Source organism: Streptococcus vestibularis (assembly GCF_900636445.1).
In the GTDB taxonomy this organism is placed as follows: Bacteria; Bacillota; Bacilli; order Lactobacillales; family Streptococcaceae; genus Streptococcus; species Streptococcus vestibularis.
In genome coordinates, this window is sequence record NZ_LR134275.1 from 132,879 (window position 1) to 155,909 (window position 23,031).

Annotated in this window: 13 protein-coding genes, 12 tRNA genes, 6 rRNA genes and 2 pseudogenes; 30 read left to right on the forward strand and 3 right to left on the reverse strand. The window is 43.6% G+C overall.

The annotated features are described in order from the left end of the window. Positions 1–186 precede the first annotated feature (186 nt). From EL076_RS00805 to EL076_RS00890, 18 genes are all read left to right on the forward strand, one after another. Positions 187–1,734 (forward strand): 16S ribosomal RNA (locus EL076_RS00805). A 54-nt stretch (positions 1,735–1,788) separates the two neighbouring features. Beyond that, a tRNA-Ala gene (locus tag EL076_RS00810) sits at positions 1,789–1,861 on the forward strand. Between the two features lie 146 nt (positions 1,862–2,007). Continuing rightward, positions 2,008–4,907 (forward strand): 23S ribosomal RNA (locus EL076_RS00815). Positions 4,908–4,990: 83 nt separating this feature from the next. Further along, a 5S ribosomal RNA gene (rrf, locus tag EL076_RS00820) occupies positions 4,991–5,106 on the forward strand. Between the two features lie 5 nt (positions 5,107–5,111). Next, a tRNA-Val gene (locus EL076_RS00825) sits at positions 5,112–5,184 on the forward strand. Positions 5,185–5,186: 2 nt separating this feature from the next. Beyond that, positions 5,187–5,259 (forward strand) — tRNA-Asp (locus EL076_RS00830). Between the two features lie 19 nt (positions 5,260–5,278). Further along, positions 5,279–5,351, forward strand: a tRNA-Lys gene (locus tag EL076_RS00835). A gap of 5 nt (positions 5,352–5,356) precedes the next feature. Then, positions 5,357–5,438 (forward strand) — tRNA-Leu (locus EL076_RS00840). Positions 5,439–5,451: 13 nt separating this feature from the next. Continuing rightward, positions 5,452–5,524, forward strand: a tRNA-Thr gene (locus EL076_RS00845). Positions 5,525–5,530: 6 nt separating this feature from the next. Further along, a tRNA-Gly gene (locus EL076_RS00850) sits at positions 5,531–5,602 on the forward strand. Between the two features lie 6 nt (positions 5,603–5,608). Next, positions 5,609–5,694: transfer RNA gene (locus EL076_RS00855), tRNA-Leu, on the forward strand. 14 nt (positions 5,695–5,708) lie between these two features. After that, positions 5,709–5,782: transfer RNA gene (locus tag EL076_RS00860), tRNA-Arg, on the forward strand. A 6-nt stretch (positions 5,783–5,788) separates the two neighbouring features. Then, positions 5,789–5,862: transfer RNA gene (locus EL076_RS00865), tRNA-Pro, on the forward strand. A 129-nt stretch (positions 5,863–5,991) separates the two neighbouring features. Beyond that, positions 5,992–7,539: ribosomal RNA gene (locus tag EL076_RS00870) — 16S ribosomal RNA — on the forward strand. A 54-nt stretch (positions 7,540–7,593) separates the two neighbouring features. After that, positions 7,594–7,666: transfer RNA gene (locus tag EL076_RS00875), tRNA-Ala, on the forward strand. 146 nt (positions 7,667–7,812) lie between these two features. Further along, a 23S ribosomal RNA gene (locus EL076_RS00880) occupies positions 7,813–10,712 on the forward strand. Positions 10,713–10,795: 83 nt separating this feature from the next. After that, positions 10,796–10,911, forward strand: a 5S ribosomal RNA gene (gene rrf, locus EL076_RS00885). Together the 16S, 23S and 5S rRNA genes with 12 tRNA genes alongside form the textbook arrangement of a ribosomal RNA operon. A 5-nt stretch (positions 10,912–10,916) precedes the next feature. Continuing rightward, positions 10,917–10,990: transfer RNA gene (locus EL076_RS00890), tRNA-Asn, on the forward strand. Between the two features lie 68 nt (positions 10,991–11,058). Here EL076_RS00890 and EL076_RS00895 read toward each other — a convergent pair. Then, positions 11,059–11,488, reverse strand: a pseudogene (locus EL076_RS00895) (helix-turn-helix domain-containing protein); the annotation flags it as partial. A 346-nt stretch (positions 11,489–11,834) separates the two neighbouring features. On the opposite strand from EL076_RS00895, the pseudogene EL076_RS00900 reads away from it, so the two are divergent. The 4 genes and pseudogenes from EL076_RS00900 to EL076_RS00910 form a co-directional block, all read left to right on the forward strand. Beyond that, positions 11,835–12,010: pseudogene (locus tag EL076_RS00900) on the forward strand (transposase); the annotation flags it as partial. 204 nt (positions 12,011–12,214) lie between these two features. Then, on the forward strand, positions 12,215–12,496 hold the full coding sequence (locus tag EL076_RS09905) for a helix-turn-helix domain-containing protein (RefSeq protein WP_064519106.1): 282 nt from the start codon (positions 12,215–12,217) through the stop codon (positions 12,494–12,496). A 78-nt stretch (positions 12,497–12,574) separates the two neighbouring features. Further along, a complete protein-coding gene (locus EL076_RS09910) occupies positions 12,575–12,718 on the forward strand; it encodes a hypothetical protein (protein WP_225901374.1) in 144 nt (47 codons plus the stop codon). 327 nt (positions 12,719–13,045) lie between these two features. Further along, positions 13,046–13,543: a sigma-70 RNA polymerase sigma factor region 4 domain-containing protein gene (locus tag EL076_RS00910; protein ID WP_003095137.1), complete on the forward strand. Its 498-nt coding sequence runs from the start codon at positions 13,046–13,048 to the stop codon at positions 13,541–13,543. A gap of 102 nt (positions 13,544–13,645) precedes the next feature. Here the strand turns inward: EL076_RS00910 and EL076_RS00915 are convergent, their stop codons facing one another. Then, positions 13,646–14,488 carry a mechanosensitive ion channel family protein gene (locus EL076_RS00915; RefSeq protein ID WP_126428913.1) on the reverse strand — a complete coding sequence of 281 codons (843 nt, stop codon included), beginning with the start codon at positions 14,486–14,488 and terminating at the stop codon, positions 13,646–13,648. Between the two features lie 142 nt (positions 14,489–14,630). Between EL076_RS00915 and tig the strand changes: the two genes are divergently transcribed. From tig to EL076_RS10540, 8 genes are all read left to right on the forward strand, one after another. After that, positions 14,631–15,914, forward strand: a complete 1,284-nt coding sequence (tig, locus tag EL076_RS00920; RefSeq protein ID WP_003095183.1) for a trigger factor — start codon at positions 14,631–14,633, stop codon at positions 15,912–15,914. 157 nt (positions 15,915–16,071) lie between these two features. Next, positions 16,072–16,647 carry a DNA-directed RNA polymerase subunit delta gene (gene rpoE, locus EL076_RS00925; protein ID WP_003098181.1) on the forward strand — a complete coding sequence of 192 codons (576 nt, stop codon included), beginning with the start codon at positions 16,072–16,074 and terminating at the stop codon, positions 16,645–16,647. Positions 16,648–16,898: 251 nt separating this feature from the next. Next, on the forward strand, positions 16,899–18,503 hold the full coding sequence (locus tag EL076_RS00930; RefSeq protein WP_126428914.1) for a CTP synthase: 1,605 nt from the start codon (positions 16,899–16,901) through the stop codon (positions 18,501–18,503). Between the two features lie 94 nt (positions 18,504–18,597). Next, on the forward strand, positions 18,598–19,068 hold the full coding sequence (locus tag EL076_RS00935; RefSeq protein WP_126428915.1) for a DUF3013 family protein: 471 nt from the start codon (positions 18,598–18,600) through the stop codon (positions 19,066–19,068). A 15-nt stretch (positions 19,069–19,083) separates the two neighbouring features. Beyond that, on the forward strand, positions 19,084–19,530 hold the full coding sequence (locus tag EL076_RS00940; RefSeq protein WP_126428916.1) for an NUDIX hydrolase: 447 nt from the start codon (positions 19,084–19,086) through the stop codon (positions 19,528–19,530). Next, complete coding sequence (gene prmA / locus EL076_RS00945) at positions 19,531–20,484, forward strand: 50S ribosomal protein L11 methyltransferase (RefSeq protein WP_126428917.1); 954 nt, start codon at positions 19,531–19,533, stop codon at positions 20,482–20,484. Next, complete coding sequence (locus tag EL076_RS00950) at positions 20,485–21,228, forward strand: 16S rRNA (uracil(1498)-N(3))-methyltransferase (RefSeq protein ID WP_126428919.1); 744 nt, start codon at positions 20,485–20,487, stop codon at positions 21,226–21,228. A 330-nt stretch (positions 21,229–21,558) separates the two neighbouring features. Further along, positions 21,559–22,467 carry an LPXTG cell wall anchor domain-containing protein gene (locus tag EL076_RS10540; protein ID WP_269148167.1) on the forward strand — a complete coding sequence of 303 codons (909 nt, stop codon included), beginning with the start codon at positions 21,559–21,561 and terminating at the stop codon, positions 22,465–22,467. Positions 22,468–22,507: 40 nt separating this feature from the next. On the opposite strand, the gene nrdI is transcribed toward EL076_RS10540, so the two are convergent. Continuing rightward, on the reverse strand, positions 22,508–22,966 hold the full coding sequence (gene nrdI / locus EL076_RS00960) for a class Ib ribonucleoside-diphosphate reductase assembly flavoprotein NrdI (protein ID WP_022496522.1): 459 nt from the start codon (positions 22,964–22,966) through the stop codon (positions 22,508–22,510). Positions 22,967–23,031: the final 65 nt, after the last annotated feature.

The window sequence follows — 23,031 nt, forward strand, 5'->3', positions numbered from 1 at the left end:
AAGGTGTTGACAAGATATTCTATCTTTGCTAGAATATAGAAGTTGTCTCAAGAGAGACAAAGACCTTTGAGAACTGAATAAGAAACCAAGTGCAGGGTTATGATAGAAGAATTATAACCTGTCAATTTACAAGAATAAATCGTCAGACGACGGTAATGAGTTAACGCTCGAACAATTATTAAAGATTTTAATGAGAGTTTGATCCTGGCTCAGGACGAACGCTGGCGGCGTGCCTAATACATGCAAGTAGAACGCTGAAGAGAGGAGCTTGCTCTTCTTGAATGAGTTGCGAACGGGTGAGTAACGCGTAGGTAACCTGCCTTGTAGCGGGGGATAACTATTGGAAACGATAGCTAATACCGCATAACAATGGGTGACACATGTCATTTATTTGAAAGGGGCAATTGCTCCACTACAAGATGGACCTGCGTTGTATTAGCTAGTAGGTGAGGTAACGGCTCACCTAGGCGACGATACATAGCCGACCTGAGAGGGTGATCGGCCACACTGGGACTGAGACACGGCCCAGACTCCTACGGGAGGCAGCAGTAGGGAATCTTCGGCAATGGGGGCAACCCTGACCGAGCAACGCCGCGTGAGTGAAGAAGGTTTTCGGATCGTAAAGCTCTGTTGTAAGTCAAGAACGAGTGTGAGAGTGGAAAGTTCACACTGTGACGGTAGCTTACCAGAAAGGGACGGCTAACTACGTGCCAGCAGCCGCGGTAATACGTAGGTCCCGAGCGTTGTCCGGATTTATTGGGCGTAAAGCGAGCGCAGGCGGTTTGATAAGTCTGAAGTTAAAGGCTGTGGCTCAACCATAGTTCGCTTTGGAAACTGTCAAACTTGAGTGCAGAAGGGGAGAGTGGAATTCCATGTGTAGCGGTGAAATGCGTAGATATATGGAGGAACACCGGTGGCGAAAGCGGCTCTCTGGTCTGTAACTGACGCTGAGGCTCGAAAGCGTGGGGAGCGAACAGGATTAGATACCCTGGTAGTCCACGCCGTAAACGATGAGTGCTAGGTGTTGGATCCTTTCCGGGATTCAGTGCCGCAGCTAACGCATTAAGCACTCCGCCTGGGGAGTACGACCGCAAGGTTGAAACTCAAAGGAATTGACGGGGGCCCGCACAAGCGGTGGAGCATGTGGTTTAATTCGAAGCAACGCGAAGAACCTTACCAGGTCTTGACATCCCGATGCTATTTCTAGAGATAGAAAGTTACTTCGGTACATCGGTGACAGGTGGTGCATGGTTGTCGTCAGCTCGTGTCGTGAGATGTTGGGTTAAGTCCCGCAACGAGCGCAACCCCTATTGTTAGTTGCCATCATTCAGTTGGGCACTCTAGCGAGACTGCCGGTAATAAACCGGAGGAAGGTGGGGATGACGTCAAATCATCATGCCCCTTATGACCTGGGCTACACACGTGCTACAATGGTTGGTACAACGAGTTGCGAGTCGGTGACGGCAAGCTAATCTCTTAAAGCCAATCTCAGTTCGGATTGTAGGCTGCAACTCGCCTACATGAAGTCGGAATCGCTAGTAATCGCGGATCAGCACGCCGCGGTGAATACGTTCCCGGGCCTTGTACACACCGCCCGTCACACCACGAGAGTTTGTAACACCCGAAGTCGGTGAGGTAACCTTTTGGAGCCAGCCGCCTAAGGTGGGATAGATGATTGGGGTGAAGTCGTAACAAGGTAGCCGTATCGGAAGGTGCGGCTGGATCACCTCCTTTCTAAGGAAAAACGGAATGTACTTGAGTTTCTTATTTAGTTTTGAGAGGTCTTGTGGGGCCTTAGCTCAGCTGGGAGAGCGCCTGCTTTGCACGCAGGAGGTCAGCGGTTCGATCCCGCTAGGCTCCATTGAATCGAAAGATTCAAGTATTGTCCATTGAAAATTGAATATCTATATCAAATTCCATATGTAAGTAATTACATATAGATAGTAACAAGAAAATAAACCGAAACGCTGTGAATATTTAATGAGTTAGGTCGAAAGGCCAAAATAAGGTTAAGTTAATAAGGGCGCACGGTGGATGCCTTGGCACTAGAAGCCGATGAAGGACGTGACTAACAACGAAATGCTTTGGGGAGCTGTAAGTGAGCAATGATCCAGAGATGTCCGAATGGGGGAACCCGGCAGGTAATGCCTGTCACTCATTACTGTTAAGGTAATGTAGAGGAAGACGCAGTGAACTGAAACATCTAAGTAGCTGCAGGAAGAGAAAGCAAAAGCGATTGCCTTAGTAGCGGCGAGCGAAACGGCAAGAGGGCAAACCGAAGAGTTTACTCTTCGGGGTTGTAGGACTGCAACGTGGACTTAAAGATTATAGAAGAACTACCTGGGAAGGTAGGCCAAAGAGAGTAATAGCCTCGTATTCGAAATAGTCTTTATACCTAGCAGTATCCTGAGTACGGCGAGACACGAGAAATCTCGTCGGAATCTGGGAGGACCATCTCCCAACCCTAAATACTCTCTAGTGACCGATAGTGAACCAGTACCGTGAGGGAAAGGTGAAAAGCACCCCGGGAGGGGAGTGAAATAGAACCTGAAACCGTGTGCCTACAACAAGTTCGAGCCCGTTAATGGGTGAGAGCGTGCCTTTTGTAGAATGAACCGGCGAGTTACGATATGATGCGAGGTTAAGTTGAAGAGACGGAGCCGTAGGGAAACCGAGTCTTAATAGGGCGCATTAGTATCATGTCGTAGACCCGAAACCATGTGACCTACCCATGAGCAGGTTGAAGGTGAGGTAAAACTCACTGGAGGACCGAACCAGGGCACGTTGAAAAGTGCTTGGATGACTTGTGGGTAGCGGAGAAATTCCAAACGAACTTGGAGATAGCTGGTTCTCTCCGAAATAGCTTTAGGGCTAGCGTCGATGTTAAGTCTCTTGGAGGTAGAGCACTGTTTGGGTGAGGGGTCCATCCCGGATTACCAATCTCAGATAAACTCCGAATGCCAATGAGATATAATCGGCAGTCAGACTGCGAGTGCTAAGATCCGTAGTCGAAAGGGAAACAGCCCAGACCACCAGCTAAGGTCCCAAAATATATGTTAAGTGGAAAAGGATGTGGGGTTGCACAGACAACTAGGATGTTAGCTTAGAAGCAGCTATTCATTCAAAGAGTGCGTAATAGCTCACTAGTCGAGTGACCCTGCGCCGAAAATGTACCGGGGCTAAAACATATTACCGAAGCTGTGGATACCTTTATAGGTATGGTAGGAGAGCGTTCTATGTGCGAAGAAGGTGTACCGTGAGGAGTGCTGGAGCGCATAGAAGTGAGAATGCCGGTATGAGTAGCGAAAGACAGGTGAGAATCCTGTCCACCGTAAGACTAAGGTTTCCAGGGGAAGGCTCGTCCGCCCTGGGTTAGTCGGGACCTAAGGAGAGACCGAAAGGTGTATCCGATGGACAACAGGTTGATATTCCTGTACTAGAGTATATAGTGATGGAGGGACGCAGTAGGCTAACTAAACCAGACGATTGGAAGTGTCTGGCCAAGCAGTGAGGTGTGATATGAGTCAAATGCTTATATCTCTAACATTGAGCTGTGATGGGGAGCGAAGTTTAGTAGCGAAGTTAGTGATGTCACACTGCCGAGAAAAGCTTCTAGCGTTAATTATACTCTACCCGTACCGCAAACCGACACAGGTAGTCGAGGCGAGTAGCCTCAGGTGAGCGAGAGAACTCTCGTTAAGGAACTCGGCAAAATGGCCCCGTAACTTCGGGAGAAGGGGCGCTGACTGATGGTCAGCCGCAGTGAATAGGCCCAAGCAACTGTTTATCAAAAACACAGCTCTCTGCTAAATCGTAAGATGATGTATAGGGGGTGACGCCTGCCCGGTGCTGGAAGGTTAAGAGGAGTGCTTAGCGTAAGCGAAGGTATGAATTGAAGCCCCAGTAAACGGCGGCCGTAACTATAACGGTCCTAAGGTAGCGAAATTCCTTGTCGGGTAAGTTCCGACCCGCACGAAAGGCGTAATGATTTGGGCACTGTCTCAACGAGAGACTCGGTGAAATTTTAGTACCTGTGAAGATGCAGGTTACCCGCGACAGGACGGAAAGACCCCATGGAGCTTTACTGCAGTTTGATATTGAGTATCTGTACCACATGTACAGGATAGGTAGGAGCCTATGACCTCGGGACGCCAGTTTCGAGTGAGGCGTTGTTGGGATACTACCCTTGTGTTATGGCTACTCTAACCCAGATAGGTTATCCCTATCGGAGACAGTGTCTGACGGGCAGTTTGACTGGGGCGGTCGCCTCCTAAAAGGTAACGGAGGCGCCCAAAGGTTCCCTCAGAATGGTTGGAAATCATTCGCAGAGTGTAAAGGTATAAGGGAGCTTGACTGCGAGAGCTACAACTCGAGCAGGGACGAAAGTCGGGCTTAGTGATCCGGTGGTTCCGTATGGAAGGGCCATCGCTCAACGGATAAAAGCTACCCTGGGGATAACAGGCTTATCTCCCCCAAGAGTTCACATCGACGGGGAGGTTTGGCACCTCGATGTCGGCTCGTCGCATCCTGGGGCTGTAGTCGGTCCCAAGGGTTGGGCTGTTCGCCCATTAAAGCGGCACGCGAGCTGGGTTCAGAACGTCGTGAGACAGTTCGGTCCCTATCCGTCGCGGGCGTAGGAAATTTGAGAGGATCTGCTCCTAGTACGAGAGGACCAGAGTGGACTTACCGCTGGTGTACCAGTTGTTCTGCCAAGAGCATCGCTGGGTAGCTATGTAGGGAAGGGATAAACGCTGAAAGCATCTAAGTGTGAAGCCCACCTCAAGATGAGATTTCCCATGATTTTATATCAGTAAGAGCCCTGAGAGATGATCAGGTTGATAGGTTAGAAGTGGAAGTGTGGTGACACATGTAGCGGACTAATACTAATAGCTCGAGGACTTATCCAAAGAAAGTAACTGAGACATATTGACAACGATTTGGTTTCTTGATACAGTATAGATATTCAATTTTGAGTTGAGAATACTCAGAGTTAAGTGACGATAGCCTAGGAGATACACCTGTTCCCATGCCGAACACAGAAGTTAAGCCCTAGTACGCCTGATGTAGTTGGGGGTTGCCCCCTGTTAGATACGGTAGTTGCTTAGCACAAAGGGAGTTTAGCTCAGCTGGGAGAGCATCTGCCTTACAAGCAGAGGGTCAGCGGTTCGATCCCGTTAACTCCCATAGGTCCCGTGGTGTAGCGGTTATCACGTCGCCCTGTCACGGCGAAGATCGCGGGTTCGATTCCCGTCGGGACCGTTCAAGTAGAAATATTTGAGACTCGTTAGCTCAGTTGGTAGAGCAATTGACTTTTAATCAATGGGTCACTGGTTCGAGCCCAGTACGGGTCATATATGCGGGTGTGGCGGAATTGGCAGACGCACCAGATTTAGGATCTGGCGCTTAACGGCGTGGGGGTTCAAGTCCCTTCACCCGCATTAGAAAAAGTTAGCCGGCTTAGCTCAGTTGGTAGAGCATCTGATTTGTAATCAGAGGGTCGCGTGTTCAAGTCATGTAGCCGGCATAAAACGCGAACGTAGTTCAGTGGTAGAACATCACCTTGCCAAGGTGGGGGTCGCGGGTTCGAATCCCGTCGTTCGCTTGAGGAGCCGGGGTGGCGGAACTGGCAGACGCACAGGACTTAAAATCCTGCGAAAGGAAACTTTCGTACCGGTTCGATTCCGGTCCTCGGCATAATTTAATAATAAGCACCCTTAGCTCAACTGGATAGAGTACCTGACTACGAATCAGGCGGTTAGAGGTTCGACTCCTCTAGGGTGCATTTTATCGGGAAGTAGCTCAGCTTGGTAGAGCACTTGGTTTGGGACCAAGGGGTCGCAGGTTCGAATCCTGTCTTCCCGATTAAGACCTTTGAGAACTGAATAAGAAACCAAGTGCAGGGTTATGATAGAAGAATTATAACCTGTCAATTTACAAGAATAAATCGTCAGACGACGGTAATGAGTTAACGCTCGAACAATTATTAAAGATTTTAATGAGAGTTTGATCCTGGCTCAGGACGAACGCTGGCGGCGTGCCTAATACATGCAAGTAGAACGCTGAAGAGAGGAGCTTGCTCTTCTTGAATGAGTTGCGAACGGGTGAGTAACGCGTAGGTAACCTGCCTTGTAGCGGGGGATAACTATTGGAAACGATAGCTAATACCGCATAACAATGGGTGACACATGTCATTTATTTGAAAGGGGCAATTGCTCCACTACAAGATGGACCTGCGTTGTATTAGCTAGTAGGTGAGGTAACGGCTCACCTAGGCGACGATACATAGCCGACCTGAGAGGGTGATCGGCCACACTGGGACTGAGACACGGCCCAGACTCCTACGGGAGGCAGCAGTAGGGAATCTTCGGCAATGGGGGCAACCCTGACCGAGCAACGCCGCGTGAGTGAAGAAGGTTTTCGGATCGTAAAGCTCTGTTGTAAGTCAAGAACGAGTGTGAGAGTGGAAAGTTCACACTGTGACGGTAGCTTACCAGAAAGGGACGGCTAACTACGTGCCAGCAGCCGCGGTAATACGTAGGTCCCGAGCGTTGTCCGGATTTATTGGGCGTAAAGCGAGCGCAGGCGGTTTGATAAGTCTGAAGTTAAAGGCTGTGGCTCAACCATAGTTCGCTTTGGAAACTGTCAAACTTGAGTGCAGAAGGGGAGAGTGGAATTCCATGTGTAGCGGTGAAATGCGTAGATATATGGAGGAACACCGGTGGCGAAAGCGGCTCTCTGGTCTGTAACTGACGCTGAGGCTCGAAAGCGTGGGGAGCGAACAGGATTAGATACCCTGGTAGTCCACGCCGTAAACGATGAGTGCTAGGTGTTGGATCCTTTCCGGGATTCAGTGCCGCAGCTAACGCATTAAGCACTCCGCCTGGGGAGTACGACCGCAAGGTTGAAACTCAAAGGAATTGACGGGGGCCCGCACAAGCGGTGGAGCATGTGGTTTAATTCGAAGCAACGCGAAGAACCTTACCAGGTCTTGACATCCCGATGCTATTTCTAGAGATAGAAAGTTACTTCGGTACATCGGTGACAGGTGGTGCATGGTTGTCGTCAGCTCGTGTCGTGAGATGTTGGGTTAAGTCCCGCAACGAGCGCAACCCCTATTGTTAGTTGCCATCATTCAGTTGGGCACTCTAGCGAGACTGCCGGTAATAAACCGGAGGAAGGTGGGGATGACGTCAAATCATCATGCCCCTTATGACCTGGGCTACACACGTGCTACAATGGTTGGTACAACGAGTTGCGAGTCGGTGACGGCAAGCTAATCTCTTAAAGCCAATCTCAGTTCGGATTGTAGGCTGCAACTCGCCTACATGAAGTCGGAATCGCTAGTAATCGCGGATCAGCACGCCGCGGTGAATACGTTCCCGGGCCTTGTACACACCGCCCGTCACACCACGAGAGTTTGTAACACCCGAAGTCGGTGAGGTAACCTTTTGGAGCCAGCCGCCTAAGGTGGGATAGATGATTGGGGTGAAGTCGTAACAAGGTAGCCGTATCGGAAGGTGCGGCTGGATCACCTCCTTTCTAAGGAAAAACGGAATGTACTTGAGTTTCTTATTTAGTTTTGAGAGGTCTTGTGGGGCCTTAGCTCAGCTGGGAGAGCGCCTGCTTTGCACGCAGGAGGTCAGCGGTTCGATCCCGCTAGGCTCCATTGAATCGAAAGATTCAAGTATTGTCCATTGAAAATTGAATATCTATATCAAATTCCATATGTAAGTAATTACATATAGATAGTAACAAGAAAATAAACCGAAACGCTGTGAATATTTAATGAGTTAGGTCGAAAGGCCAAAATAAGGTTAAGTTAATAAGGGCGCACGGTGGATGCCTTGGCACTAGAAGCCGATGAAGGACGTGACTAACAACGAAATGCTTTGGGGAGCTGTAAGTGAGCAATGATCCAGAGATGTCCGAATGGGGGAACCCGGCAGGTAATGCCTGTCACTCATTACTGTTAAGGTAATGTAGAGGAAGACGCAGTGAACTGAAACATCTAAGTAGCTGCAGGAAGAGAAAGCAAAAGCGATTGCCTTAGTAGCGGCGAGCGAAACGGCAAGAGGGCAAACCGAAGAGTTTACTCTTCGGGGTTGTAGGACTGCAACGTGGACTTAAAGATTATAGAAGAACTACCTGGGAAGGTAGGCCAAAGAGAGTAATAGCCTCGTATTCGAAATAGTCTTTATACCTAGCAGTATCCTGAGTACGGCGAGACACGAGAAATCTCGTCGGAATCTGGGAGGACCATCTCCCAACCCTAAATACTCTCTAGTGACCGATAGTGAACCAGTACCGTGAGGGAAAGGTGAAAAGCACCCCGGGAGGGGAGTGAAATAGAACCTGAAACCGTGTGCCTACAACAAGTTCGAGCCCGTTAATGGGTGAGAGCGTGCCTTTTGTAGAATGAACCGGCGAGTTACGATATGATGCGAGGTTAAGTTGAAGAGACGGAGCCGTAGGGAAACCGAGTCTTAATAGGGCGCATTAGTATCATGTCGTAGACCCGAAACCATGTGACCTACCCATGAGCAGGTTGAAGGTGAGGTAAAACTCACTGGAGGACCGAACCAGGGCACGTTGAAAAGTGCTTGGATGACTTGTGGGTAGCGGAGAAATTCCAAACGAACTTGGAGATAGCTGGTTCTCTCCGAAATAGCTTTAGGGCTAGCGTCGATGTTAAGTCTCTTGGAGGTAGAGCACTGTTTGGGTGAGGGGTCCATCCCGGATTACCAATCTCAGATAAACTCCGAATGCCAATGAGATATAATCGGCAGTCAGACTGCGAGTGCTAAGATCCGTAGTCGAAAGGGAAACAGCCCAGACCACCAGCTAAGGTCCCAAAATATATGTTAAGTGGAAAAGGATGTGGGGTTGCACAGACAACTAGGATGTTAGCTTAGAAGCAGCTATTCATTCAAAGAGTGCGTAATAGCTCACTAGTCGAGTGACCCTGCGCCGAAAATGTACCGGGGCTAAAACATATTACCGAAGCTGTGGATACCTTTATAGGTATGGTAGGAGAGCGTTCTATGTGCGAAGAAGGTGTACCGTGAGGAGTGCTGGAGCGCATAGAAGTGAGAATGCCGGTATGAGTAGCGAAAGACAGGTGAGAATCCTGTCCACCGTAAGACTAAGGTTTCCAGGGGAAGGCTCGTCCGCCCTGGGTTAGTCGGGACCTAAGGAGAGACCGAAAGGTGTATCCGATGGACAACAGGTTGATATTCCTGTACTAGAGTATATAGTGATGGAGGGACGCAGTAGGCTAACTAAACCAGACGATTGGAAGTGTCTGGCCAAGCAGTGAGGTGTGATATGAGTCAAATGCTTATATCTCTAACATTGAGCTGTGATGGGGAGCGAAGTTTAGTAGCGAAGTTAGTGATGTCACACTGCCGAGAAAAGCTTCTAGCGTTAATTATACTCTACCCGTACCGCAAACCGACACAGGTAGTCGAGGCGAGTAGCCTCAGGTGAGCGAGAGAACTCTCGTTAAGGAACTCGGCAAAATGGCCCCGTAACTTCGGGAGAAGGGGCGCTGACTGATGGTCAGCCGCAGTGAATAGGCCCAAGCAACTGTTTATCAAAAACACAGCTCTCTGCTAAATCGTAAGATGATGTATAGGGGGTGACGCCTGCCCGGTGCTGGAAGGTTAAGAGGAGTGCTTAGCGTAAGCGAAGGTATGAATTGAAGCCCCAGTAAACGGCGGCCGTAACTATAACGGTCCTAAGGTAGCGAAATTCCTTGTCGGGTAAGTTCCGACCCGCACGAAAGGCGTAATGATTTGGGCACTGTCTCAACGAGAGACTCGGTGAAATTTTAGTACCTGTGAAGATGCAGGTTACCCGCGACAGGACGGAAAGACCCCATGGAGCTTTACTGCAGTTTGATATTGAGTATCTGTACCACATGTACAGGATAGGTAGGAGCCTATGACCTCGGGACGCCAGTTTCGAGTGAGGCGTTGTTGGGATACTACCCTTGTGTTATGGCTACTCTAACCCAGATAGGTTATCCCTATCGGAGACAGTGTCTGACGGGCAGTTTGACTGGGGCGGTCGCCTCCTAAAAGGTAACGGAGGCGCCCAAAGGTTCCCTCAGAATGGTTGGAAATCATTCGCAGAGTGTAAAGGTATAAGGGAGCTTGACTGCGAGAGCTACAACTCGAGCAGGGACGAAAGTCGGGCTTAGTGATCCGGTGGTTCCGTATGGAAGGGCCATCGCTCAACGGATAAAAGCTACCCTGGGGATAACAGGCTTATCTCCCCCAAGAGTTCACATCGACGGGGAGGTTTGGCACCTCGATGTCGGCTCGTCGCATCCTGGGGCTGTAGTCGGTCCCAAGGGTTGGGCTGTTCGCCCATTAAAGCGGCACGCGAGCTGGGTTCAGAACGTCGTGAGACAGTTCGGTCCCTATCCGTCGCGGGCGTAGGAAATTTGAGAGGATCTGCTCCTAGTACGAGAGGACCAGAGTGGACTTACCGCTGGTGTACCAGTTGTTCTGCCAAGAGCATCGCTGGGTAGCTATGTAGGGAAGGGATAAACGCTGAAAGCATCTAAGTGTGAAGCCCACCTCAAGATGAGATTTCCCATGATTTTATATCAGTAAGAGCCCTGAGAGATGATCAGGTTGATAGGTTAGAAGTGGAAGTGTGGTGACACATGTAGCGGACTAATACTAATAGCTCGAGGACTTATCCAAAGAAAGTAACTGAGACATATTGACAACGATTTGGTTTCTTGATACAGTATAGATATTCAATTTTGAGTTGAGAATACTCAGAGTTAAGTGACGATAGCCTAGGAGATACACCTGTTCCCATGCCGAACACAGAAGTTAAGCCCTAGTACGCCTGATGTAGTTGGGGGTTGCCCCCTGTTAGATACGGTAGTTGCTTAGCCTTTATCCGCCATAGCTCAGTTGGTAGTAGCGCATGACTGTTAATCATGATGTCGTAGGTTCGAGTCCTACTGGCGGAGTATAGTTTTTTAAGCTAGATATTGTCTAGCTTTTTTGGTTCATTTGTCAACTGTAGTTAAGGTTTGACAAAAAGTCTTCGAGCTAGTGGCATATAGGCTTCTGACATATTCATCGTAATAAACTGTATCTTGCTCATCCCAGGACATAACAGTAGGGAGTTGCTCTTTATGTTCCTTGAAAGTAAACTGGTCAAGTTTATGATAGTTAGTGGACGTTGAGACATGAAGTCTTTTGGCAATATCTATTAGTGATCCCTTTTCAGTAAGGAGTTGTGTAACTTTTTGTCGGACTAGATTTGTAATTTGGTGTTTTTTCTCAACGATTGATGTCTCGACCACAGTGACTCTCTGACACCCTTTACACTGGAAGAAAGCCTTTTCAAGGATATAGTAGTGTTGGTATTCCAGTTTTACTTGAACCTTGATGAGGGTATCTTTTTCAAAAACAAGAGAAATAATGACGTTAGTGTTTTTTATTCTGTGGTATTCTGAATAAATCTCATGAGTTCTTCCTAAGAATGGTTTAGTTGCTTTTCATTATAGTTCTTATGGGACTTTTTGGGTACATTCAAAAAAGCTCTATAATCTCTACAGTGGTTTTACCAACTACAGAAATTATAGAGCCTTGAAAACCACTAGCGGTGCTAGTGGTTCTGAAAAGCTTTTAGCGATATATCAATAATATCTCCCTAAAGTGTTATATTAGATAAGTTTTCCTGATCACTAACTAATATACTAAAGAAAATCCTTGATGTGACAGGATAATAATAGTTTAGTACATACTACAAGGAATTATAAGTATCATATTGTGTTCGCATTAAAATATCGACGTGAGATAATTTATGGAAAATACAAAACAAGTATAGTTCAAATCTTACGATTATGTTGAAATACATAGATCATATTCACATGTTGGTGAGTATACTATATAAACTAATTGTTTCTTCATTTATGGGATATTTAAAGGGTAAGAATAGCTTAATGATATTTGTCGGAAACGCTAATTTAAAGTATAAATATGAGTGCTGTAAATTTAGTTTTTAGGCTTTTTGTTGATATTGAGACCAGTTAGTCGGGCTATCGAGAAAAGGTGAGATGAAGGAAAACGATTCGGTAGATCTTTAGCGGTGCTTTTCAGCCGAAGAGCAAACCACCCGTGAAAATGATATGATACCTCTTAAGTAGACAAGGTAAATATCTAAAATTTACTTAAGAGGTATTTTTATGTCTAGAAGAGAAAGATTCACCCCCTGCGAGAAAGAACAAGCTTGTCTCGATTATATTAATGGTAATCGCTCCAGATCTGAAATATGTAACTGTCTCCATATTTCCACAAGGACGATTCAAGATTGGGCTGCCATCTATAAAAAATATGGGATTTTAGGATTCACAAAGAAAACAAAAAACCGTTCCTATTCAAAAGAATTTAAAATGGAACTTGTAGAAAAATGTATTAGTGGTGAGGTTTCATCTATTGATTTAGGTCATCAGTATGATATTTCTTAAGGACTTTTAAGAAAGTGGATTAGGATGTATAATGCGAATATAGAACTTAAGGATTACGCTCCAAAACGGGGGATCTATATGGCAAAAGCAAGACGTAAAACCACTATTGATGAACGCAAAGAGATTGTCAACTATTATGCCATCAAAGACTATACTGTCAAGAGCGTCCACAAAGTAGATATGACTGTAAAACGCCTTTGGAAGTTAGAAGCGCTGTCTTAACATCAGAACATCCTTTGTCATACTCAATCGCTAAGAATAACAAAATTGAAAAGTACAAGTCTAAGTGGTCTGCATAACAAAACAGCCGTACATTTATTTTGTACGACTGACCTTCAAAAACAGACACTTTTTTAGATAGTTAACCTGTCTACTTGACAGGGGGCATATCATAGTGGGTGGTTTTGACTCTATCTCACTCATTCCTCTAATTGTTTTAGCCAAGTTATTTATAGTGACATATATGTCTCTATTTTATTTTTCTACATTCTTTTATAATAGGTCTGTAGTTATCTAATTACAAAATTTATATTTATTATTGGAGGTTCAATGGAACAAGAAGTTTTTGTTCACGCATATGAAACTGTAAGGCCGATTGTACTTAAGGCTTTTAGGCAATACTTTATTCAGCTTTGGGATCAAGCTGACATGGAGCAAGAGGCGATGATGACTTTGTATCAGCTTTTAAAAAAGTTTCCTGATTTAGAGAAAGATGATGATAAGTTACGTCGTTACTTTAAAACTAAGTTTAGGAATCGACTTAATGATGAAGTGAGGCGGCAGGAGTCAGTAAAACGTCAAGCTAATAGACAGTGCTATGTTGAAATCTCAGATATTGCTTTTTGTATTCCCAATAAGGAGCTAGATACGGTTGATAGACTTGCTTATGATGAGCAGCTTAATGCTTTTCGTGAGCAGTTATCATCGGAAGATTCTCTTAAGTTGGATCGATTGTTGGCTGGTGAATGCTTTAGGGGAAGGAAAAAGATGATACGAGAGTTAAGAGTTTGGATGGTTGACTTTGATCCATGTAATGAAGAAGACTGAGTTGAAATTATTCTCTAGTTTGTTTTATTCAATAATTATGGACATTATTCGTATCAGTTAATTTGTTTATTATTAGTGACTCTTATTATAAGATGAGTTTGTTTATTTTACTTCTATTGTGTTTCCAGTAATTCTTGGAAGTTCAACCTTTTCTTTAAATATAGCTTCTTGGTAAAGTTTTAAGAAGTCTGCATAGATATGGACTTGTTGTCCATTTTTTGTAAAAATGTCAACACGAAAAACAAGTTGTCCGGAAGGTTTTGAAGTTAATCCGATGATATTTGGAGTCCCAATAATTTCAGGATAATTTTCAATGTTGTCTTTATTAACTTGTTGGATAATGCTTGTTACTTTATTGATATCGGTAGAAGTATAGACTGGGATGTCAATTTGAGCTCTCATATCTCCACGAGATTTATTGGAAACGATTTTGATATTACGATTAGGTATAAAATGGAGTGTTCCATCAAAGCCTCGAATCTGAGTAGTGCGGATACCCACAGTAGAAACAAGACCTGTAATGGCTTCTACCTCAACAGAATCACCAACTTCAAATTGATTTTCTAATAAGATGAAAAAACCATTAACGACGTCTGATAGGAAGCCTTGAGCTCCTAGACCAAGGGCAACACCGGCAAGTCCGGCTCCAGCTAGAAGGCTAGATACGGGAACACCCAAAATACTTAGAAGCCAGTATACAAGGAAAAAGTAAAGGATATAGTTCATGCAATTGTGCAGTAGGCGTTCAATAGTTTTTTTACGGGCGGATGTTTGAATGGTCCATGATAGTGAACGTCCGACAGTATGTTTAAATAAAAAGTTGATAATCTTTTTACTAAGCAGAAAGATGATGAGGAGAATGAGAAGTTTAATCCCTTTCGAAATAAGTAGCATTAGGCTTTCTTCGAAATTAAATTGCTGTATATACTTTTGTAAAATATTCATATCTCTAGTTTATCAAAATTTGTAAAAAGAAGCAGTCTCTAACGATTTTCTTGATATTAAATTGGAGAAAAAAACTTTCAAAAGGCTTTGAAATATGGTAAACTAAACTGTATCTATAAAAAATTTTAAGGAGAATGACTACATGTCTGTATCATTTGAAAACACAGCCACTAACCGTGGTGTGGTGACATTTACTATCGGTCAAGATAAAATTCAACCAGCTTTGGATCAAGCGTTTAACAAGGTTAAAAAGAATTTGAACGTACCAGGTTTCCGAAAAGGACACATGCCTCGTGCCGTATTTAACCAAAAATTTGGTGAAGAAGCTCTTTACGACGATGCTTTGAATGCAATTCTTCCATCAGCTTATGAAGCAGCGATTGCTGAACTTGATCTTGATGTTGTTGCACAACCAAAAATTGATGTAAAATCAATTGAAAAAGGTCAAGATTGGACACTTACTGCAGAAGTTGTTACAAAACCTGAAGTAAAACTTGGTGCATATAAAGATCTTGAAGTTTCAGTTGAAGCTTCTAAAGAAGTTACTGATGAAGAAGTTGATGCTAAGCTTGAAAACGAACGCAGAAACTTGGCTGAATTGGTCGTTAAAGAAGGTGCAGCTGAAAATGGCGACACTGTTGTTATCGACTTTGTTGGTTCAGTAGATGGTGTTGAATTTGACGGTGGTAAAGGTGAAAACCACTCTCTTGAACTTGGTTCAGGTCAATTTATCCCAGGATTCGAAGACCAATTGGTTGGAGCAAAAGCTGGTGATGAAGTAGAAGTTAAAGTTACTTTCCCAGAAGACTATCAAGCTTCTGACCTTGCAGGTAAAGCTGCTGTATTTGTTACTAAAGTTAACGAAGTTAAAGCTAAAGAAGTTCCTGCTCTTGATGATGAGTTGGCTAAGGATCTTGACGATGAAGTTGAAACTCTTGATGAGTTGAAAGCTAAATATCGTAAAGAACTTGAAGCAGCTAAAGAAATCGCATATGATGACGCTGTTGAAGGTGCTGCACTTGATTTGGCTGTTGAAAACGCTGAAATCGTTGAATTGCCAGCAGAAATGGTTGAAGACGAAGTTCACCGTGCTATGAACGAATTCATGGGTAACATGCAACGTCAAGGTATCTCTCCTGAAATGTACTTCCAAATCACTGGTACAACTCAAGAAGATCTTCACAAACAATATGAAGCTGACGCTGACAAACGTGTGAAAACTAACCTTGTTATCGAAGCTGTTGCTGCTGCTGAAGGATTCGACGCTACAGAAGAAGAAATCCAAAAAGAAATCAACGATCTTGCAGCTGAGTACAACATGGAAGTATCACAAGTTTCTGCACTTCTTTCACCTGAAATGCTTAAACACGATATCACTATGAAGAAAGCTGTTGAAGTTATCACAAGCACAGCAAAAGTTAAATAATATGACTAAAATCAAGTTTCTGTTGAGACTTGATTTTTTCTTCTATAAATGCTTTGACTATTGACTCTTTTTAGCGTAAAATAAAAGGTAGCGAAAAATTGATTGCTGAGCTATTTCTGATGGAAAGTAGCTTGAGTAAGAATGAAGGAGAACCACTTTGGAACTAGACGTATTTGCTGGACAAGAAAAAAGTGAATTATCAATGATTGAAGTGGCCCGTGCTATCTTAGAAACACGTGGTCGTGATAATGAAATGTATTTCAACGATTTAGTCAATGAAATTCAAAATTACTTAGAAAAATCGGATGCTGATATCCGTAGTGCTTTGCCATTCTTTTATTCAGATTTGAATACGGATGGAAGTTTTATTCCACTAGGTGATAACAAATGGGGCTTGCGTTCATGGTACGCAATTGATGAAATCGATGAAGAGGTCATCACATTGGAAGATACTGACGAAAATGCACCAAAACGTAAGAATAAGAAAGTTAATGCCTTCATGGATGGCGATGAAGATGCTATCGATTATAATGATGATGATCCAGAAGATGAAAACTTCACACCTGATTCTGATAGTCTTGAATATGACGACGATAGCGAAGATGATGAGAAAGCCGAAGTGGAATCTTATGACTCTGAGTTGAATGAAATTATTCCAGATGACGATTTGGATGATGTTGAGTTGTCAGAAGAAGATGATGATGATGACTATGAGGATGAGTCAAACGACTAAGTTTTTATTGACAAATGGTCTTGGATAGTTTAGACTATTTATCGGGCACCTCTTTTGAAGAGGTCGTGATTAAGGCTCCCAGAGTAAAACTCTTGGGGGTCATTTTTGTTTTTAGTCATTTACTGGTTTTGTTGATATTGAGTTACTGAATAGTACTCATGTTGGGCATTGGTAAAGGATTATTTTGATTATTGAATACGGTAATCAATTTGCTATTTTTTATGGTTTTACATTATATTAAAGGAGTTAATATGACAAAATATATTTTCGTCACTGGTGGTGTGGTATCTTCAATTGGTAAAGGGATTGTAGCTGCAAGTCTTGGACGTTTGCTTAAGAACCGTGGTCTTAAGGTAACGATTCAAAAATTCGATCCTTACATCAATATTGATCCAGGGACAATGAGTCCTTACCAACATGGTGAAGTTTATGTCACTGATGATGGTGCTGAAACTGACCTTGACCTTGGTCACTACGAGCGTTTTATTGATATCAATCTTAATAAATACTCTAACGTTACTACTGGTAAGATTTACAGCGAAGTTTTGCGTAAGGAACGTAAAGGTGAGTATCTAGGTGCGACTGTTCAGGTAATTCCTCATATCACAGATGCTTTGAAAGACAAGATTAAGCGTGCAGCGACAACGACTGATTCAGATGTCATTATCACTGAAGTTGGTGGTACGGTTGGTGATATTGAAAGTCTCCCATTCCTTGAAGCGCTTCGTCAAATGAAGGCTGATGTGGGTGCTGACAACGTTATGTATATCCACACAACGCTTCTTCCTTATTTGAAGGCTGCTGGTGAAATGAAGACAAAGCCAACGCAACACTCTGTTAAGGAATTGCGTGGTTTGGGTATCCAACCAAATATGTTGGTTATTCGTACAGAACAACCTGCTGGTCAAGGAATCAAGAATAAGCTGGCTCAGTTCTGTGATGTTGCACCTGAGGCTGTTATCGAATCACTCGACGTGGAACATATCTATCAAGTGCCACTTAATATGCAGGCTCAAGGTATGGATCAGATCGTTTGTGATCATTTGAAACTGGATGCTCCAGCTGCAGATATGACAGAATGGTCTGCTATGGTTGATAAGGTACTTAATCTTAAGAAGACAACTAAGATTGCCCTTGTCGGTAAGTATGTGGAGCTTCACGATGCTTACTTGTCAGTGGTTGAGGCACTTAAACACTCTGGTTTGGCAAATGATACTGCTATTGATATTGACTGGGTCAATGCTAATGATTTGACTGCTGAAAATGTTGCTTCTCGTTTGGCTGATGCTGATGGTATTATTGTTCCTGGTGGTTTCGGTCAACGTGGTACTGAAGGTAAGATTCAAGCTATTCGTTATGCACGTGAAAATGATGTGCCAATGTTGGGTATCTGTCTCGGTATGCAATTGACATGTATTGAGTTTGCTCGTCATGTCCTTCACTTGGATGGCGCTAATTCAGCTGAGCTTGATCCAAACACAAAATATCCAATTATCGATATTATGCGTGATCAAATTGACATTGAAGACATGGGTGGTACTCTTCGTCTCGGTCTTTACCCATGTAAGTTGAAACCAGGTTCTAAGGCTGCTGCAGCTTATGGCAACCAAGAAGTTGTTCAACGTCGTCACCGTCACCGTTATGAATTTAATACTAAGTTCCGTGAACAGTTTGAGGCTGAGGGCTTTGTATTCTCAGGTGTGTCACCAGATAATCGTTTGATGGAAGTTGTAGAACTCCCAGACAAGAAATTCTTTGTGGCAGCGCAATACCACCCAGAATACCATAGCCGTCCAAACCATGCGGAAGAACTTTACACTGCCTTTGTAACAGCAGCGGTTGAAAATGCGAAATAATTATCTAAGATAGAGTGGGATAGCCTACTCTGTTTTTTATTGGCTCCTTTTATGCTAAAATAAAGGGAATAATAAGAAAGAACGAGGGAAACAAATGGCTAAATTCGGCTTTTTGTCAGTATTAGAAGAAGAACTAGATAAGCACCTGGATTATGATTTTGCGATGGACTGGGATAAAAAGGATCATGTTGTAGAAGTAACGTTTATCCTAGAAGCGCAAAACAGTAGCAATGTGAAGACTATTGATGATAAGGGTGAAGTGTCTGATGAGGATGTTATTTTTGAAGACTACGTGCTCTTTTACAATCCAGCAAAATCGCGTTTTGATGAAGAGGACTACCTGGTAACAATCCCATATGAACCTAAGAAAGGTCTATCTCGTGAGTTTTTAGCTTATTTTGCAGAAACCTTGAATGAGGTGGTAACGGAAGGGTTGAGTGACTTGATGGATTTTCTATCTGATGATGGACCTGAGGAATTTGGTTTAGTTTGGGACAAAGATGCTTTTGAAAAAGGGAAAGCTCAACTTGAAGAGAAGGAATTTTTTGCTTATCCAAGGTATTAAAGGGAGCGAAAAGGGATGGATGCTTATTTAAAAGATCAATTTGATTTTACAGGTGTTAAGGCTGCCTTACTCGTAGAACAAAGTATTTTGGTCATTCTCAGAGATGATAAACCAGATATTCCTTGGCCCAATATGTGGGAGTTGCCAGGTGGTGGAAGAGAAGGTCAAGAAACGCCTCTTGAATGTCTTCAACGTGAGGTCTGGGAGGAGCTAGGCTTGACTTTGAAAGAGGAATCAATTATTTGGTCGAAAATCTATCCTAGTATGTTGGATAAAGATAGGTTAGCTGTTTTTGTAGTTAGCCAAATTAGCCAAGAGCAGTATCGCGAGATTCGTTTTGGTGACGAGGGACAGGCATTTAAGCTAATGCCTGTAGCGGATTTTATAAAAGTAGAAGGTGTCATTCCCCAGTTGCAGGAACGTTTTAAAGACTATTTAGTAGGAAAGGAAATTGATAATTAAATGGACAAATGGCAAGAATTAACGATTGAGGTTAATCGTGAGGTCGAAGAGGCGGCTTCTAATATTTTAATTGAATCTGGTAGTCAAGGTGTGGCTATTGATGATAGTGCAGATTATTTGGAAAATGCGGACCGTTTTGGGGAACTTTATCCTGAGGTTGAGCAGGTTGAGACGGTTAAAATTACGGCTTATTATCCGGAATCAGCAGATATCGAGGCCATTACAAAGCAGGTCAATGAGCGTTTGGCTGAGTTGACGGATTTTGGTCTTGAAACGGGAGATATTCACTTGGCTACTCAAGAATTGGTTGAAGAAGATTGGGCTGAGAATTGGAAAAAATACTATGAACCAGCACGAATTACTCATGATTTGACCATTGTACCGTCATGGACAGATTATGAGGCATCAGTGGGTGAGAAGATTATCAAACTGGATCCTGGTATGGCCTTTGGAACAGGGACACATCCAACGACTAAGATGAGCCTTTTTGCACTCGAACAGGTGCTTCGTGGTGGCGAGACTGTGATTGATGTGGGAACTGGATCGGGTGTCCTCTCGATTGCTAGCTCTCTTCTGGGAGCTAAGGAAATCTATGCCTATGACCTTGACGACGTGGCGGTTCGAGTGGCACAGGAAAACATTGATATGAATCCTAGCATGGAAAATATCCACGTTGCTACGGGAGATCTTTTGAAGGGTGTGACGCAAGAAGCTGATGTTATCGTGGCTAATATTTTGGCGGACATTCTCATTCATCTGACGGAAGATGCCTACCGTTTGGTTAAGGACGAAGGTTATTTGATTATGTCAGGGATTATCTCTGAAAAATGGGATATGGTGCGTGAATCGGCTGAAAAAGCAGGTTTCTTCCTAGAAACTCACATGGTTCAGGGAGAGTGGAATGCTTGTGTCTTCAAGAAGACAGATGATATTTCAGGTGTGATTGGAGGCTAAATGCAACAATATTTTATAAAGGGGCAAGTGGAAAATCCAGTAATCATCAAAGACAAGGATACTGTGAAGCATATGTTTAACGTTATGCGCTTAGCAGATGATGATCAGGTTGTCTTGGTTTTTGAAGACGGTATTAAGTATCTTGCACGTGTGACTGACCGTGAGAATCATGTCTTGGAAGTGATTGAAGTTTTAAATGAGAATGTTGAGATGCCCGTATCTGTAACCATTGCTTCTGGTTTTCCCAAGGGAGATAAGCTGGAGCTGGTGACACAAAAGGTAACAGAGCTTGGAGCTCAGGCTATTTGGGGCTTCCCTGCCGACTGGTCTGTGGTTAAGTGGGATGGTAAGAAGCTAGCCAAGAAGGAAGATAAGCTTGCCAAGATTGCTTTAGGAGCTGCAGAACAATCCAAGCGTAATCGTGTTCCAGAAGTCAGATTGTTTGAGAAGAAGGGAGAATTTCTATCAGAATTAGATAATTTTGATAAGATTTTTATCGCCTATGAGGAAACAGCCAAAGCAGGCGAGTTGGCTACCCTAGCTCGTGAGTTGGCTCAGGTAGAGAATGGTCAGAAAATTCTCTTTATCTTTGGACCAGAAGGTGGTATTTCTCCGTCTGAGATTGATGCATTTGAAGAAGCTGGTGGCGTTAAGGTTGGCCTTGGACCGCGTATTATGAGGACGGAAACAGCTCCCCTCTACGCTTTGAGCAGTGTGAGTTATGCCCTAGAATTGAATAACTAAGAGAAAGTTGGCTTTGTTCCAACTTTTTTGTATTTGACACTTTTAGGCTGAGGTTTGATCTTGGCTTTTCTTTTGCATGAAAAATTGAGCATTTTTAAAAAAGTTTATACTCTTATTTAGATTAAATATAATTGTATTATCTTTATAAAAGTGGAAGATTTTTAATGAAAACGAATCGTTATGTGATTCAATCTGCTGTGGTTTTGGGACTTGTTGCTCTCTTGACTGTACCACAAGTCGTAGGGGCAAGCTGATGAGGCAACGGCAGCAGTACCAACGACCTCTACTGAAACTGTTACAGAGCCCGTTCATGAGGGGCAGACAGTTGATATGCAGATTTTGTCAACAACAGATCTTCATACCAACTTGGTTAACTATGACTATCATCAAGATAAGCCGTCTCAAACCGTTGGTCTGTCTAAAACTGCTGTCCTTATCAAAAAAGCTCGTGAAACCAATCCCAATACGGTCTTGGTGGACAGAGGTGATACGATTCAGGGAATTCCTTTTGGAACTTATAAGGCCTTGATTGATCCTGTTGCCCAAGGTGAGACTCACCCTATATACAAGGCTTTTGAGATGCTTGGTTACGATGCTGAAACGCTTGGAAACCACGAGTTTAACTATGGTCTCGAATTTTTGGATCATATGGTTAAGGCTGCTAAGATTAATATTATCAATGTCAATGTGCGTAATGCTCAAACTGGTGATTACTATTACAACCCTTATAAGATTGTCAACAAGACCTTTACTGATACGGACAGCAAATGGAAAGTTGTCAATAGTAAGGCCAAGCTTGAAAAAAATGATACTAAGTCAGATATTGCGGATAAAGATCTAATTGATATGGTTGTTTATGACCACAATGGGACATCAACACAAGCAGGATTTGCAGAGTATCGTTTGGTAGTTAAGAAAAAGGCAAATCAAGTTGATGATACGACTAATAAAGAATCTGAGAAGTCACCAAAAGGTGTCGAGACGACGGACCAATCTAAGCGTGAGATATCAAAAGCTACTGTAGTTGCCAGCGTGGCTAAACCTGCCCCAGCTATCCAGTTGTCAAACGCTCAAGTCGTTATCTTGCCTCAAGCTCAAGTACAAGAAACTCAAGGTTTAAGTTCAGTTAAGGCCTTTCCCAACACTGGTTCAGATGAATCTTTGTCAGCAACTTTAGCTGGTCTGGTTCTTATGACCTTGGCTGGATTCTTTGGAATCAAAAAACACGAAAAAAATTAAGCAAAGGAAAAGCCCCTATCAGGGCTTTTTTGCTGTAATTTTAGCGTTGGTTAAAGTTCTTTTGTGCTTCTAGGATAATAGGTGCCAGACGTTCGATATCAGACTGTGTGCCACGAAGCTCAAAGTCTCCCAACATAGGGAAGCCAAAACGTTGACTGTATTGTTTGGCGGTTAGGCAGTACTGGTTATTGAAGTTACGGTTACCAGAACCGATGATACCAAAGCAACGTTTGTGGTTATCATGGGCTGCGATAAAGTCACCCAGTGGATTGGTTAGGATTTCAACATCTCCATTGTCAACTCCATTTCCTCCTTCAAGGTAGGTTGGCAAGAGTGCGACAAAGGGTTCATCTACTTGGAAGGTTTCATGATTAAGCTCTTTAATATTGATTTGGCGACATTCAATCCCGTGGTTGAGGGATAGGTAGTCAGACATACGTTTGACAAAGCTTTGGGTATTACCGCTTAGACTAATATAAACGAGGGTAAGTTGAGACATAAGCGTCCTCTTTCTATCTATATCTTGTGTTTTCTCAATCATTCTAACACAAGATGTTGTGGTTT